Source organism: Biostraticola tofi (assembly GCF_004343195.1).
In the GTDB taxonomy this organism is placed as follows: Bacteria; Pseudomonadota; Gammaproteobacteria; order Enterobacterales; family Enterobacteriaceae; genus Biostraticola; species Biostraticola tofi.
Map to the genome: position 1 here is coordinate 1 of NZ_SMCR01000014.1, position 14,682 is coordinate 14,682.

Below are 14,682 nucleotides of genomic sequence, written 5' to 3' on the forward strand. Positions count from 1 at the left end.
TGTGCTGCAAAACCAAATTGACACATTCCTGCTTGAACTCATGGGTAAATGTTTTTCTTCGCATTCTCACCTCGTTAGCGTTGCTCATTATATCTTTAACAAAGTGTCCGGTTTGATTAGACCATTACATCGCCCGGGATTATCTAGTGATAAAGTTATGAGCTTTGGGAAAAATGCAGTGATTAGCTCGAGAAATAGGGACACGTTCCATATGCCCCTGTTGTGGTGACTCAGATAGCGGAGACTAGGGCCTCTTTAGCCAAGCGTTGCATGTTTAACGAGCGGGTGCTTAGACCGGCCTTGGCGAACCGGTAGCGCATATAAGAGGAAATGTCGTCCTCATGCGAGGAAACTATCAACTGACGATTGCTAAACTCACAGCGCAGCAGATCAGTTAAAGAGGCGATATTTACCTCATCCAGCGACTGGGATGGGTCATCGATCAGGATCAGTGGTATGCTCGAGTAAACTCTATTCAGTGAGAGGAAAAAGCCCAGGCTAAGTGCCGACACCTGTCCGGAGCTCATCGACAGAATCGCATCATACTCAGATTTTTCAGCTGTAAGGAATCTGAGCTCTTTACCATCTTTGCTTTCGATAAACAGACCCAAGCCTCGCTGATAGTTCTGAATAAGTCTTCCACTATAAATATGGAAAATTAGCTCAATTTCAGAAATCGTTTGTTCAGAGTAGCTGCGTTCTGTTTTCTCCAAGGTAGCCTTTAGGTTATTGACCTTATCTTTGGCAATCTTCGCCGCGTTGGTCTCACGCTGAATGACCTGTAGCTCATCAAGGCATTGTTTCAGCCTACTACTCTGCGCTTCGCTTGCCTTAGCAGCGATGTATAGCTCTTTGTCTTTCAGCGTTTGAGGCTCGATGATATAGAAGTCCTGCAGCTCACTGAAGGCAGCTGTAATGACCTTTCTCCAATCTTGCGGCAGAGGTTCTGTTTCAGCTGTTTTCTTGCCTCTTATGAAAGCTATCAAAGCCTGAGTCCTAGTGTCCACCACCTCCGCGTTTTCGGAGAACGAGTGGTTGAGCTGTAAACCTAAGGTTTGAAGCCGGGCGGCAAGTTGGGTAATTGCTGGCAGCCGAGCCTTATCACGAAGCAGGGCGTTGTGTAGGGGGCTGCTATACCCAAAGGATAACTGTGCTTCTCGGGACTGGATCTGAGCTTCAATCACTGTCAGCTCCGCAGCCATCATCACTGTGAGATTTATTAGGGCCTGGCCGTCAGCGCTTAGTGCGTCATTAATCTGCTTTGATCTGAGCTCAATCTTTTGCAGCATAGTTTTATGGGATTGCCAGTCAGCACCACACAATGGGCAATGCTGATCGTCGGCATTGACTTTAGCATGTTCAGCCACCAGTTCTGCTTTTAGACGATTCAGCTCTGCAGCGGCGTTGTTATTAGATCTGCTCTTTTGCTGAAGCGCGTCACGTGTAACAATTTGCTCAAGGAACCATTCCAAGCGTCCTTGGCCCCATCCGGGAAGGCTTTTGGCCTCATTGGCCTTGATGGCTGTAGTGCCACGTTTGATGACCCCGCCCCATTTGAGCAGGTCGTTTAACTCTTTTTTGGTGACATCTAGGTCATTCAGCTTATTCAAATCATTGCCAAAACTTGCCAGGCTCTTCACCGAGTCCTTGTTAAGCTCAATATAATTTTCAATAGAATCGTTTTTATCCCTGATCTGTATCGCACTTTTAAGTAGAGCCAGTCTTTGAAGTCGCTGGATATTTTCGTTGTATTCACTGTGAATGTCCGCAGAGTAGGTGGGGAAGGGGGCTTCTTTGTCCCAGCCTGGTTGAAGCATTGCGGTGGAAATCTTTTTATATTCAATTGCTCCTAGGTCGGCTTGAATCATTCCCTTGAGCAATTTGGCTTCAGATTCTAACCTTGATAGATCAGCAGTACGTTTAGCATCACCAATAAACTTTGTCAGACGCAAAGCGATAGATTTACAGTTGTCAGTTTCTGCCTTGACGTCGCTAATGTTAAAGAGGTTGTTCAATGCCTCTTTACGCTTGTCTACTCGCGTATGTAGGAGCTGGTTTTGGCCTTGCTCCAAATAATTTAAGTATGAGAAGTTTTCTTTAAAATTTTTTCCAAAGACATCTTCAATAAAATTATCTTCTCGAAAATTTTCTGCTACGTAATCGTTAGAAGAAAATTCGGGTAATTCGTAAAGCATGAGGTGGGTGAATTGGTCGGCACGATTGTTCGACTTCTCGTCAAAGTTTGCTGCGGGAGTATGCCTTGCTAGAACAAGTTTGCGCGAGCCATTGAAGAATTCTATCTTGATTACAAGGTCTTTATTCCCCGAGCGGTTGTTCCAGAGAAGATTGTCATCATAATTAGTTCTTTTACCCATCATTAAGGTGTTGGATAGATGACAAATCCGTTTTATACCTCCGGTTAGCAGTAGTTCGATGGCGTCGAATATGCTCGTCTTGCCAAAGCCATTGGGGCCATCTAGGGTCAGAAGTGATGAATCGCCGAAATCCAGATGGATTTGTTTGAAAGCCTTAAAGCTAGAAATCTCAATTTTGGAAATTTGCCAGTTCATCGGTAATCAGCTCCTTGATTAAGTCTTCGATATTTATTTGGCCGTGTTTTTGTATGGTTTTATAAGTCTTGGTAAGGTCGGCTTCAGCCACAGCCTCCCCAATTTGTAGGCGAAGTGGTACTAGTTCCACTTTTTTTATTTGGAGCGCCAAGAAAGGTAGTTTGATAAAGATTTTTGCAGCCGCACTATATTTGGTGGCTGCTGTTGGTTCGTTTTTATATATGTCGAATTGTGTTTTATCTGATATTAATTCGTTTAGGTTGGCGAAGTCCAGTCCCTTAATAGCCTCCATTTCGGTGTCGCTATAATAAAGCACGTATTTTTTGTAGAAGTGTGGATCTTCTTCGATTTCAAAAATCTTTTCTTCGTGGTTCTTGAATTCTGCCAACTTGTCGAGATGATGAATGCAGATTAAGTCGCAGTTTTTTTTAAATGCTGGATCAGCTGTGAATGCTACCGGCGCGGACTGGTTGATAATAGCATTGAGATCGCCAGGTTTCATTAAATTGTCTAACCTGTGCAAAACTGCAAATCGGATCGCCGTACCGTTCTCCCGAACATAGAAACCGGTTGTGTCGTTCTCATGTACTTTGGAAAATTCGTGTGCATCTAGAGCTTGATGAATAATGTCAATAATCATTTAAGTCGAGCCTCTGCGTCTTCCTTTGTCAAAATGCTGATGCATAAACTTTTGGTGATGTTGCTATCGATGCGGTCTTGATCATCAATGGAGATTTCATCGAAACAGTTTGTATATTTGGTATCAATTATGAAGCTCTCGTTTGCCTTAGCTGCAATCAGATTGTTAAATTCGAATAAAAGCCTTCCTAGATCATCGTTATTTTTTATTTCTGCGATAATCTCAGATGTGCAGTATCTTTTGTCTGTTGGTTCTGGTAAATATAATGCTGTTGGCGCATAAAATTTATTATTGCTATCCAAGTAATGTGGTAGTCGTTTTAAGATTGGCTCGGCATCAATCGTATGTAAGAGATCTGAGTATCTGCGTATGTCTGAATTCTGAATGCGTGAGAATTTCTCTGAGGGCTTCATCAGTTGACAGAGTGTCTTGAAATCGCCTCCCTCAGAGAGCCTTATAAGCTCATATATACGTCTAGCTCTTTTGTAGGCAGCGTCCGACATACATGGGAGTGATTCAGCTAGTCTTTCTTCCAGATGAGTGTGGAGGCGTGCCTTCAACTCAATCGCGAAATAGTCTTTTCTTTCATACGGATTCGCGTCCGTTATATCTGCAAGAATATTTGCTGCAGTCATTCGGTGTTCGTAAGCTGCTTTACGCTGAGCATCACCTTCATTTTGTATTCTTGCGTGAATGGTTAGCGCTTGCGAGCTTATTTTTTCTGATAATAGGCAATAATTTGTTTCTATCAGGCTGTCATCAAAAAAAATTGCCTGGCGGACATGAATTTCTTTGATAATTTGCTTTGTCAGTTCTTCTATTTTATCAAGTTCGCAATGTCGAAATTCACCATATGCATAGAATTCAACGCGCTCGTGATTGGGTGCCAAGTAATCACTATGATCATTTATGGGTTGGGATATGTGAAAATATCTTTTAATTCCTGCGATTCTATCTAGCTCTATACTAGCTGATTTTTCTAAAGCTTCTTTGTAGTTACTGCGATAGTCGCCTATTTTTGCTTTAACTTGATGGGCGCTTATTAAATTATTGTATTTGTAAATCGCAAAATCATCTGTACTGTCTAGCTGCAGCTGAAAATCACAATCTCCTTGATTAATCAGCTTCAGACAATGATAGAGCGCTACTTTGCCTTGGTAGACAAATCCACTCCAAGTGGATATGGCGCTATGGGGGTACTTGCTTGCTTCCTCGTCGCTCATATTGGGTACTTTCACCACACAGTCATGCAGTTTTTGAGTGAAGGAATGATATCACAGTGCCATTATGTTTTTTAGTCAGATACGCGAACAGGTAGATGACCTCGATCACATAAAACCACATATACAATAGGTAGATTACTTAACAACATCTGTTCTAACGGCGTAAGAAGCCGAAGATAGTATGCTGTGACATAATGAATTTTGCCGCCTGAAAAGAGTTGTAATGAGTGAATTGTCGAGGTGACCACTGAGTTTCTCAACAAATGATAACTGTCTAGTGTATCTGGCATCAAGATTACGGTTGCTTTCTAATATACCCTTTTCATTTTCATTGTATCGAAGTCTGTTCTTCACCTGGCGTATTTTAATCTGTTCAAATGTCATTGGTGAATCTATGGAGGATTTTATTTCTCGATCTTCTTATCGTGGATATTCCGACACCCATAGCTATAGCAGCGACGGCAACGGTGTAATACTGACCGAGCCCAATTTCAGCAGCTTGGAGGATAAACTCGCTGCTAAAATTGCGTCTGTTACGTCTGGTTATTATGTCACCTGTTTTTGACTATGAGGCAATGATATCACCTCTATGTAGGTGACCAAATTCAGTGTGCTACTACTGTTTATTCGTCAGACCCAAAAAAGTGCAAACTGACATTCGTTTAAACACCCCCAATAATTACATCTGATGGAAGCCGCCAGTCAGCTTTATGTCGTCGTCACTGTTAACCAGATGACAGCAAGATCTGATCTTCGATAATGCGAAAAGTGTTTGGATAAGCGCGCCCAGCATGCATTATTCATTATCTGACAGCGGGAGCTATATTGGAGTGAACAGAGTGAGATTGAACCTTGCTTACCATGGTCGGAACACGACCTTCGACGTGCCAGACGCCTCTAAGTTCGATGGTGACGCCTATGCTGCGGACATTAAGGTCCTTGAAGCCCTGCCTGTGTGGACCGGTACTCCGAACGGCCTATCACTCTGGCAGAACCAGAAGGGGGCAATAGCTCTCGGTGCCGCCTACGTCCGCGTTTCGCAACAAACGGGCGAACCCGAAGGCGCCCTTGTCAAGATGCCGACGGGTAGCGGGAAATCGGGGGTCATCGCCGTGCTGACTCGATGCCTCCCCAAGGTTCGACGTGCGCTGGTACTAACGCCAAGGGAAGGCCTTGTTCAGCAAATGCACGCCGATATCCGGCGCAGGTTTTGGGCGAACATGGGATGCGCAGAACCGGGCGACAAGGTCTGGTCGGACTCTAGCGTTGAACCTGCGTCGATCGGAATTCTGCTGCCGAACAGGGCTCGAACCGAACAGATTTGCAACATGGCGGAAGCTAGCGACCGAACCGTCCTTGTAGGCACCCTCCAAGCTCTCGACAAGATCCGGACAGAGCGAGACAAGTTGAGGCGTCAGGCTGCTGGCGTTCCCCTGGAGGACGCAAAGTTGGCGGAACTCACACGGCTGGACCGCATCCTTGATCTGTTGGGGACGTTCGATCTCGTCGTCGTGGACGAGGGGCACTACGAGCCGGCACCGTCGTGGAGCCGGAGCGTCAGAGAACTTGCGCTGCCGACTATCCTGCTTAGCGCTACCCCCTTCCGCAACGACTACAAACTTTTCACCGTACGCGGCTCGTTCGCCTACAACTTCTCGTTTCTGAAGGCGGCCGACGCCAAAATCGTGAGGGACGTGTGCTTCGCCACGCTGGACTCGCATAACGGTAGCGCGACGGCCATCAACTTCTCTAACGAGGATATCGACCAGGCGTTAGCCGACGGCGACGCATCGGCCATCAAGACCTTTGCTGACCAGCTGCTCAAACTTGCACCCTTGCTTACTAAGGACCGCCCGGCCGGTTCAAAAATCATCGTGCGGGCCGCATCATGGAGCGCGCTCGCGACGTTACAGCCCCTCCTTGCGGGGAGCAAACAGACAGACGCGGTGCTGATCCATGACCAGGTGGGCAAGGGTGATAACCGCAAATTGCATCCGCTTCGCTTCGTCACGGTAAGGGAGGCGCAGAACAAGGCCGGAGAAGCGACCTTCTGGCTGCACCAAACAAAATTGCTTGAAGGCATCGACGATCCGATGTTCGTCGCTGTAGCTATTTTGGATGGTTTCACGAACGACCGCCAGCTCGTGCAACAGATCGGTCGGGTGTTGCGCTCGACCAATGCGAAGCGCCAGCAAATCCAGACGGCGACGGTGGTTGCACGCAACGCCGAGCAGCTCGCACGGCTCGAGACCAGCTGGGCACAATACCTGGCCTTCGAAGCCGCAGGGGAGGAGAATCTAGCCAGCATCATTCCTGGCGAGGCCTATCTGCCCGAGAGGATCGTCCCGGTGATGCCGGATCAACAGTATGTTGATGGGAGCTTCCGCCAGAGACTTCCTGTAACGGGTCCGTTGCACCGTGATGATCTTCTGGTCCCCCGCCGCGCAGCGATTTTCGCCATCGGTCCGGACTTCGACGCGACTCTCGCGGAAACTGAGACCCGCGAGGGCATCGTCGCCCGCAATCGCTTCGTGGTCCATCCGGTGGACGATTTGCCGGAAGGAGTCTGGGGCTGGACCTTCTTCTCCGTCGACGAAAGCCCCTACCTCAGTCGCCATTTTGTTACAGAATGGCAGTTTGGGGTCACTTTGATGGTGCGGATCAACGACCGACTGTTCGTGTTCGACAGCGACGGTGTGCCGTTCGATGCCAACAAGATCGGCGTCACGCGTCTGGACAGGCAGATCCTCGTCCGGCTCTTCGGGCCGAGCAGCAACGACCGTAAGGTTCGCATCACCAAGCTGGCTGCCACATCGCACGAAATGGCGGACCGCGCGATCCGGGCGACGACGACCAGCACCGCATCTTTCGAGGATACGTTTACGGACTTGCTGGATGCGGTGCTCCTTCCTACCAACGTCGCGGGATACGTTGGAGGCACCGCCCGCTACTTAGGCCTGAGCCGCTCCAAGGTCACTGACGCGAGTGCCCGCCGCGTTGGCGTCGATGAGTACGTGAGGTGGGCCACCGATATCGACCGCGAGCTCACCGCCGCGACGGCGGGCAACCGGGTGTTCGATCGTTTCGCGCAGCTCACAACACCGGACCCAGAAAAGGCGAAGGACCCCCGGAATATACTGCTCGATCTGCAGCCGCTTGACGACTTTGGAGCGTTCATCGCCGACCGTGAGGGTCAGCCGTCAACGCCGAAGGCGCCGTCCTTGATCGACCTCTGCGCCGATATCGACGACGGCCAATTCCAGGTTACGATGAGCGATGGCAGCAAGCTGGGCTGCTCGATCACTTACAACCCCAAGTCCGGCCGCTACGCGATCTCAAGCGACGAACTCAACGCCATTTTTCAGCAAGGCTTCTCGGCGTCGGGTATGGTCATGACGCTAACCGAGAGAATCAACGCCGAGCAGGCGTTTCGCGTCCTCACCGACGAGGCCGATAAGGTTTACATGCATGGCAAATGGGCCAAGGCGCGGGAGATTGTGTCGGACAGACGTGTCCCGGCGCTCGATGTTGCTGTTGCCGTACCGGCGTTGAGGGACACGTTCGTGGAGAAAGGAGAAGCCGCATGGGCGAACGGCAACGTCACCAAGTGGCAAAAGGAGTCGATTTTCGGACTGACTGCCAAATACATCGGCCTCACCGGCCCGGCGCCCGACGACTACGCCAAGGCGCTGCGGGAGTTCCCTCTTATCCTCCTTGACGACGACGGCCAGGAGATGGCCGACTTCATTCTGGTCTCAGACAGCAAGGTGGTGCTGCTTCACGCAAAAGCTCTGGGGAAGGACGACGGTGACGAAAGCGCCTCCGTAACGGCCATCCAGGAGGTTGGACGCCAGGTGGCTGCATCGCTAGGGTTCTTCCTGACCTCGTCGCCCCAAATCGAGAACGATCGGTGGCAGCGCCCATACACCGCGAACAAGACCACTATCCCAGCGCCAGCGTCGGGAAGTATCCGCATCTTCCGCAACACTGGAGGGGTCCCTCCCGCTGACGTTGCTGATACGGTACGCGCGGCGTTGCGTGATCGCCGTATTGCCAAGGAGGTCTGGCTCGTCGCAGGCCGGTTGCTAAACATGAGACTGCGCGCAAACGTGCGTTGGCGAACACTTTGACCAACCGGACGCGGCAGCTGCTCATGTACATCGACGGCCTGTCGACGACATGCGGACGCGCAAACGCTAGGCTGAGGATCTTTGCGCATTAGGGTAATCGAGCGTCCGCGACTTGCCAGACCTGCCGTTCAACCAGTCGCGGGGGAACGGCGCCTTCGGTCCAGGCCCGGCCATACTTACAACGTCTCCCTGTGGTTTAGGTGAATCGTTGTTGAACGGCAAAAGGGAGCGCCTACGGTCCTTTATTTCTAAGCATGGCATCAACCATGGTATTGTTGGTATCTTTCTTAATAATTTACTGATAAATATATAATTTATATGTCTATTAATAATTGAGTGGGAGTGATCCTTATTCTCAATCAGTTGATTTAATCATATTAAAACAAGCCATTAATGATCTTCTTGTATCATTAATGGCTTATTTCAGGGTCTGTGAATGGTATGTGTTGGGAAAACACGGATGCCATGACTGAAAGATGAGTTCTTATGTGATATTGATACTTTGTTTTTTTAAACTTCCTTGGCCATATTCTTTCACACAGCCTTTTGCGCTCAATTCTCTTTGGCATGAAATGTAAGTGTAAACTCTGAATTCAATTTCGAACACGATAGTGGCTCCTGCCTGCTTTGCGGTTTCAAAGTGGCGCTTCTCTAGTTCTGCGACGAACATCGGCTCTTCCGCCTTCATGGTAATTGTTGTGATAATACCTATTGCGAGAAGTGGCAGATATTCTGCCACACTGGTTTTGACCCCATATATCCATGCAGCTATTCCCGCTTTGGCTGATGGTTTCTGTCGACGCTGATATTCTCTTGGTGAGAGATATCCCAATGCGCTGGGCGGTTGATATTGGTTGTAGTGCTCGAACGCCAGTGACAGGTTAATTACCGCCGTCTGGCTGTCCGGTTTTGGCATGATGCCGAAATGGAAGTGACATATGACAATCGGCATAAGATATCAATCCTGACTCGGCTGTTAGCGGCACTGTAAAGACAGCGATCAGTGAAATCTATATAACGAACTTAATATTTTGGCTGTGTTGGACGCAGTACCCCGGTTCAGTATCGAGATCAATAAAACTCTTGTTGGCACTAAGGGTATTGGCTAAGAACATCAACCTAAGCTGGCGTATATTGGCATTTGAATAGGGAATGGAAGCATAAGATAGCAGGAGATGACGATTGCGTTTCCAACGGACATCAGCATCACGTGGTGGATAGCTAAATTATTCGATACAGGATGGGCTAAGGTCGTATTACAGAACCCTATTTTTTGACTTAAAGATAATAATTCAGTACGCGTAATCATTATAACTATAATTAACTGTTTCAACAGCTAAAATCGTGGCTTTATGAAAAAGTTAAACGGTGCACTAGCATTATTATATCTGGGGGTGTAATAAGCGTATTCATTTGAGTAAAGCTGGAAATTAGGCGTTAGCTACTATGCTAATAAGGTAGGTTGTACTCTGTGATAGTCTGAAATTAGTTAATAATATAAATCTAGATGCCCAGCAAGGCCGTTTAAAAGCAATCATATACATTTCGCCTATTATATCACTTCATAGACTGTAACAATGATCTCCGGATTAAGAATTCGAGCCTAGTGAAGATACGCTATTTTATCTACAGCTTGAGTCAGTCATTAAGCCTCATGCTAGTGCTTAAATACAGCATCAATTTCATCCACTAATATTGATTTTTAGATGATCATGGCCGCTAGTGATATATGTTTTTTTCCTGAACGCTATTAAACCTTTGGGGCTAAAAAGGCGGATATACCACAGCACAAAAATAAGATTTTCGGATGCTATCCCTGCGAGGCATATGACTGATTATTTTTACACCCTAAAGACTGCTTAAATTTTCACATATGAATTGATCCACCGAATTACTTAAAGGTAATCAATTTTAAAAAGGAGATATTTCATGAATGTAAAAGATAATATAATTAATAACACTGATCAGGCAATAGGAAAATATATTTCGAGTGACAGTGATTTACACCTCGGTGGCTTTCCATTGTTAATACAAGTGAAAAATAAAGAATTAGATGTTATAAGCAATACGGCCAATCATGTTACAGCCAGAGCTAAATATTTAACTGATATAAACAATGTTCATGATGAAACTAAGCAAACCGATCATTTATTCGAATGCGTAACAGAGTTACAGAATAATCCTGATAGCTTGCTAACAGCAGGGTCAACTAAATTTATTAAAATTGAGTCAGGTGGAAAAAAAATCACGCTGAAAACGCAAGCAGTCAAACTGCCCAGTGGTAGAAGAATATATGTTGGATACTACAAACGTCATCGTGTCGTTTCACATGGTGATGTGTATCATTTGAGTGATGTGATCAAAGCAGAAAATCAAACAGTGGTCAATTCAGTGTGTCAGCTTCTCGCGCAAATAGTCGGAGCTTCGAGTTATTTCTTGAAGGCTCTATCAAATAGGCCAATATCAAATAACACTGTTTCGCAAGCCAACGCTGGATATAACGCAGACGCGCGAATGGCAACAGCCGATGAATACTCTCAGTATAGTCTGAGCTTGAATAATTACCCACCATATTTTAATACTAGAGCTAAACGCTCAGTAACGGGTCTCCCGGAGTTAGGGCGGCAATCCAATGTCAACCCGGAAATCGCTGATCCTAAAAAGATAACCTTTAATCTTGTGACGGAAACAATAGTTCTTTCAGTTCCTAATAAATTGGGTTTACGTATTATGAATGAATTATTTGAGGAACTAAAGTCTACTCGGCCTGACACAACTAACGACCTGTCTTCCTTGATTGCATTTGATGAATTCGCTGCAGCCAAAGTAGTCGATATCTTTAGCGAGGGTCTTTTTCTAAAACAACACTCTAAAGCTGCTGATATGATTTTGATAAAAAGAAGAATAGAAGTTGCTTTAAATGATCACAGAAAAAAAGAAACGACATTGACGATCAGTAAATTAATTATACAGGAGCATTACTCGTCCCAGCTTAGAGTTGCACATTTCTTAAGTGGTTTGCTGGGCCGATTGGGTACAATGATATACAAGTTGGACCTTGATTTGATTGGCGCGTTTGTCGATTATAAAAATAAATTAAGCTATGATGAAACAATACTTAAACTTAATGAAGATCTCAAGTTAGCTATCGAAGAAAACCAGATAATTCTCCACCAATTTCATAAGCTTTTGGCCATCATGAATTCCGCACATAACAATTTCAGAGAGCAACTTCTACATGATGTGACCGGCGCTGTCTTTGAAAAAATATTATATATCAGTGATTGGGAGATTTATGAATCGTTGTTGAATGATAAAAAAGATGTTCTAAATGAAATGTTAATAAAAAGACTGTTTTATTATATATTTGAATATACTAGGATCCATGGAATAAGTATATACAGTAATTTTTTAATAATTCCTCAAGACTTAACCAATAACTGGAGGATATTTGAAAATAATGAAAAAGAAATTGAAGAAAACAACATAAGTGAAGTTTTTAATGAAGAAATGATAAATTTCATCTCCAGTAAGGAGAAGGATCATAGTCATATCGATAAAATTCTAAAACTCAGTCAGTTGGTTCTAGATGAGAAGATAACAAATAGCAATGAGACCCTGCAGTATGAATCTGGTTTTGTCTTGGCTGATGAGGTAAAAGAAATTCTTGAACACCGCATGAATAGATTTAATAGTGAACCAAATCAACTTAATTATGAAAGCCAATGGCGAAGGGCGTTTTCCAGTGAGCTTCATCACGACCAAGAATGTTATATTATGGTCAATTATATAATAAATCTACAATTATTAGCTTCAGATATAATCGATGAGATGTGGCGGGCTAATCTGAAAATCAAAGGTGTGACCGCCGAGCAGCTAATAGCTGAAGCAAAAATAAACGCAGTGCGTTTAATTGATAAACAAAATTCAAATGAAGCTGATGATGACAGTTTATTATACGAGTACAAGAGACGCGTAGAAAATGGTGATGTGAAATTATTCCTTAAAGCAGCAATCTATTGGTATTTTTCAGAAAGAACACATGCATCATTCGTCGAAAAAAGAATGGTATTTACTTATATAATCAAGCAATTTAGAGAGCAAGAATTATTAAATGCTGTCATGTTCAAACAACGGACCTTGGAAAGTTATACGCACGTATCTCAGATGAGACATTCTAATGAAAAGGAAAATTTAGAGGATTATTACAATCAATTTGTAGAGTACAAATACCACGATATGTACCATGAAGCACGTGATTTGACCATGAAGTTATTAAATCACAGTTCACTAAGTTATTTGGAGATAATAAGGACCCCAAAGGAAATCTATACCTTCAGAATTAAATCAAGAAATTATGTACAAAATACATTGGCAACACAGGCCTGGGTATCAGATCCTATTGAAAACATCGGCTATATTTCGCTAGTACAAACCTATTGCGATAAATTTTACTTTATTTCAACTGTATCATCAGTAGATTATATAGTGAAACACCAGAGGGTATTTGATAATGTATTTATTCAGCATCTTATAAAGGTCTGGAAGGATAATGATACAAAAAACGGGCATCCATTATCAGTTAAAATTTCGTCAACACAACAAGAACTGCTTTCACTGTATTTTAAAGAAAATATAACTGATGAAAAGAGTGACTTCTTAATAAATATGGTATTAAAAGCACCTGAATCAAATCGAAATTCTAATCCTTTGCCAGAGTATGAATTGTGGACTTCACCAGAAGTTGATATAAATTTACCGTTGATCGATTACTTAGATTCACTAAATGAAAAAACATTAACAGAAATATGTAACATTTTGAAAGTGAATCTGCTTGAAGATACATGGATTGATAAAATCGGAAGATACATCCCCTTTTTTAGCGTTCTTTGGCAACATTGGCACGATTCAGAACATAATATAGAATTCAAGGATGTTATTTTTGATCTCTTTGACACGCTTATGGTAATATTGAATTCGGCTATAACCTTGCGAAAACTGACTATCAATGCATTCGTCGATGCGCTTAAGTTAGCCAAAATAAAAAATATCCCAAAAAAAAATATAAAAATGTTCATTGCGCGACAGATTTTTATTTCCTCACCCTCCATAGGATTTAAATCCGCAAAAAACGTAATGCTTGAATGTTCATCTCTCGTAAATCCTATTCCATTAAGCCATATAATTTTACCAAAGATGACCAAGATATTTTCTAAAGGAGTTTCACAAAGCATTGAATTAACTAATAAAATACTAAAGAAGCGGAAAGAAAAAAACATAGACAGTCGCAGTGAATGGATTAGTAACGTTGACCATTCATTGATCTCACCTGATTTTGGCAATCTTTATTCACAAAAACTTGATAATGATAAAAAAAATTACTATATAACGATTGATAATGACTATTATAAAGTTCAGTGGCTTGACGATAAATTGTCCTGGTGCATAGTCAAACCACACTCAGTCGGTGGCGATACCGAATGCATACCCATAACCTCTAACGAGGCCGGTAAATGGATCGCAAAGAGTGAGTCTTTTGAAAAGCATTACGCATCAATTTTTGATATGGATACAAGCCCTGTCAATAAAGATATAGGTTTGGCTGCGATCAGTTTTGAACCCATGCAACAGCTTGAACTTACCTTTGATAAATTAAGCCAGGAAGAAATGACATTCCGTAGGAGATTAAATTTTTTTATTATCAATAAGCAAGACGTTTTAGAGAAATTGCATGCTGTTCATACACCCACAGCGAGGATTATCAGCCACTTGCATTCTTATTTAACAGATGAGAATGCCATGATAAAACAGGCTTTAGCCTATAAGAATAGTTATAATAAGCCATTGTTCATTAGCGATGTAGCTAAAATAAGCCATGATTTTCAGAAAAAATCTTTTTCAGAGCGATCAAATTCTGGAGAAACGAGCATGATGTTGAGCCTCTTACACATATAGTTATAATTTTACCTGCTGAAGAAGGGAATCTCATTCTAGACCCTAAGGCTATACGTCCTGAATGGCTGTTAGAGGGCGTTAAAAAAAATATATTCGGCGAGCGAGAATGGCAGCAAATCTATAGGACTAACATTCCTAAATCGATTCAATTAATCAAGTTCAAA

7 protein-coding genes are annotated in these 14,682 nt (G+C 43.9%); 3 read left to right on the forward strand and 4 right to left on the reverse strand.

From position 1 onward, the window contains the following. Positions 1 to 229, forward strand: a 229-nt coding sequence (locus EDC52_RS20140) for a hypothetical protein (protein WP_230468099.1), incomplete at its 5' end; no start/stop codon positions are given. Position 230: 1 nt separating this feature from the next. On the opposite strand, the gene EDC52_RS18220 is transcribed toward EDC52_RS20140, so the two are convergent. From EDC52_RS18220 to EDC52_RS18230, 3 genes are read right to left on the reverse strand one after another with little or no spacing between them, the layout of a single operon-like run. Further along, positions 231 to 2,570: an AAA family ATPase gene (locus EDC52_RS18220; protein ID WP_131867532.1), complete on the reverse strand. Its 2,340-nt coding sequence runs from the start codon at positions 2,568 to 2,570 to the stop codon at positions 231 to 233. Beyond that, the gene (locus EDC52_RS18225) at positions 2,545 to 3,210 is read right to left on the reverse strand and encodes an ABC-three component system middle component 1 (protein ID WP_131867534.1); all 666 of its coding nucleotides are present in this window, start codon (positions 3,208 to 3,210) and stop codon (positions 2,545 to 2,547) included. Before EDC52_RS18225 ends, EDC52_RS18220 begins: the two co-directional genes overlap by 26 nt. Further along, positions 3,207 to 4,433: an ABC-three component system protein gene (locus EDC52_RS18230; protein ID WP_131867536.1), complete on the reverse strand. Its 1,227-nt coding sequence runs from the start codon at positions 4,431 to 4,433 to the stop codon at positions 3,207 to 3,209. Before EDC52_RS18230 ends, EDC52_RS18225 begins: the two co-directional genes overlap by 4 nt. Positions 4,434 to 5,272: 839 nt before the next feature. Between EDC52_RS18230 and EDC52_RS18240 the strand changes: the two genes are divergently transcribed. Then, complete coding sequence (locus EDC52_RS18240) at positions 5,273 to 8,563, forward strand: DEAD/DEAH box helicase (protein WP_165911757.1); 3,291 nt, start codon at positions 5,273 to 5,275, stop codon at positions 8,561 to 8,563. Positions 8,564 to 9,047: 484 nt separating this feature from the next. Here EDC52_RS18240 and EDC52_RS20475 read toward each other — a convergent pair whose 3' ends face one another. Continuing rightward, on the reverse strand, positions 9,048 to 9,515 hold the full coding sequence (locus EDC52_RS20475) for a hypothetical protein (RefSeq protein WP_407924237.1): 468 nt from the start codon (positions 9,513 to 9,515) through the stop codon (positions 9,048 to 9,050). Positions 9,516 to 10,492: 977 nt separating this feature from the next. Between EDC52_RS20475 and EDC52_RS18250 the strand changes: the two genes are divergently transcribed. Continuing rightward, positions 10,493 to 14,518, forward strand: coding sequence for a hypothetical protein (locus EDC52_RS18250; protein ID WP_131867540.1), 4,026 nt, complete (start codon positions 10,493 to 10,495; stop codon positions 14,516 to 14,518). Positions 14,519 to 14,682: the final 164 nt, after the last annotated feature.

Coding starts and splice junctions, on each gene's coding strand:
- EDC52_RS20475 (WP_407924237.1), bottom strand. CDS start 9,515: ATGCCGATTGTCATATGTCACTTCCATTTCGGCATCATGCCAAAACCG.
- EDC52_RS18225 (WP_131867534.1), bottom strand. CDS start 3,210: ATGATTATTGACATTATTCATCAAGCTCTAGATGCACACGAATTTTCC.
- EDC52_RS18250 (WP_131867540.1), top strand. CDS start 10,493: ATGAATGTAAAAGATAATATAATTAATAACACTGATCAGGCAATAGGA.
- EDC52_RS18230 (WP_131867536.1), bottom strand. CDS start 4,433: ATGAGCGACGAGGAAGCAAGCAAGTACCCCCATAGCGCCATATCCACT.
- EDC52_RS18220 (WP_131867532.1), bottom strand. CDS start 2,570: ATGAACTGGCAAATTTCCAAAATTGAGATTTCTAGCTTTAAGGCTTTC.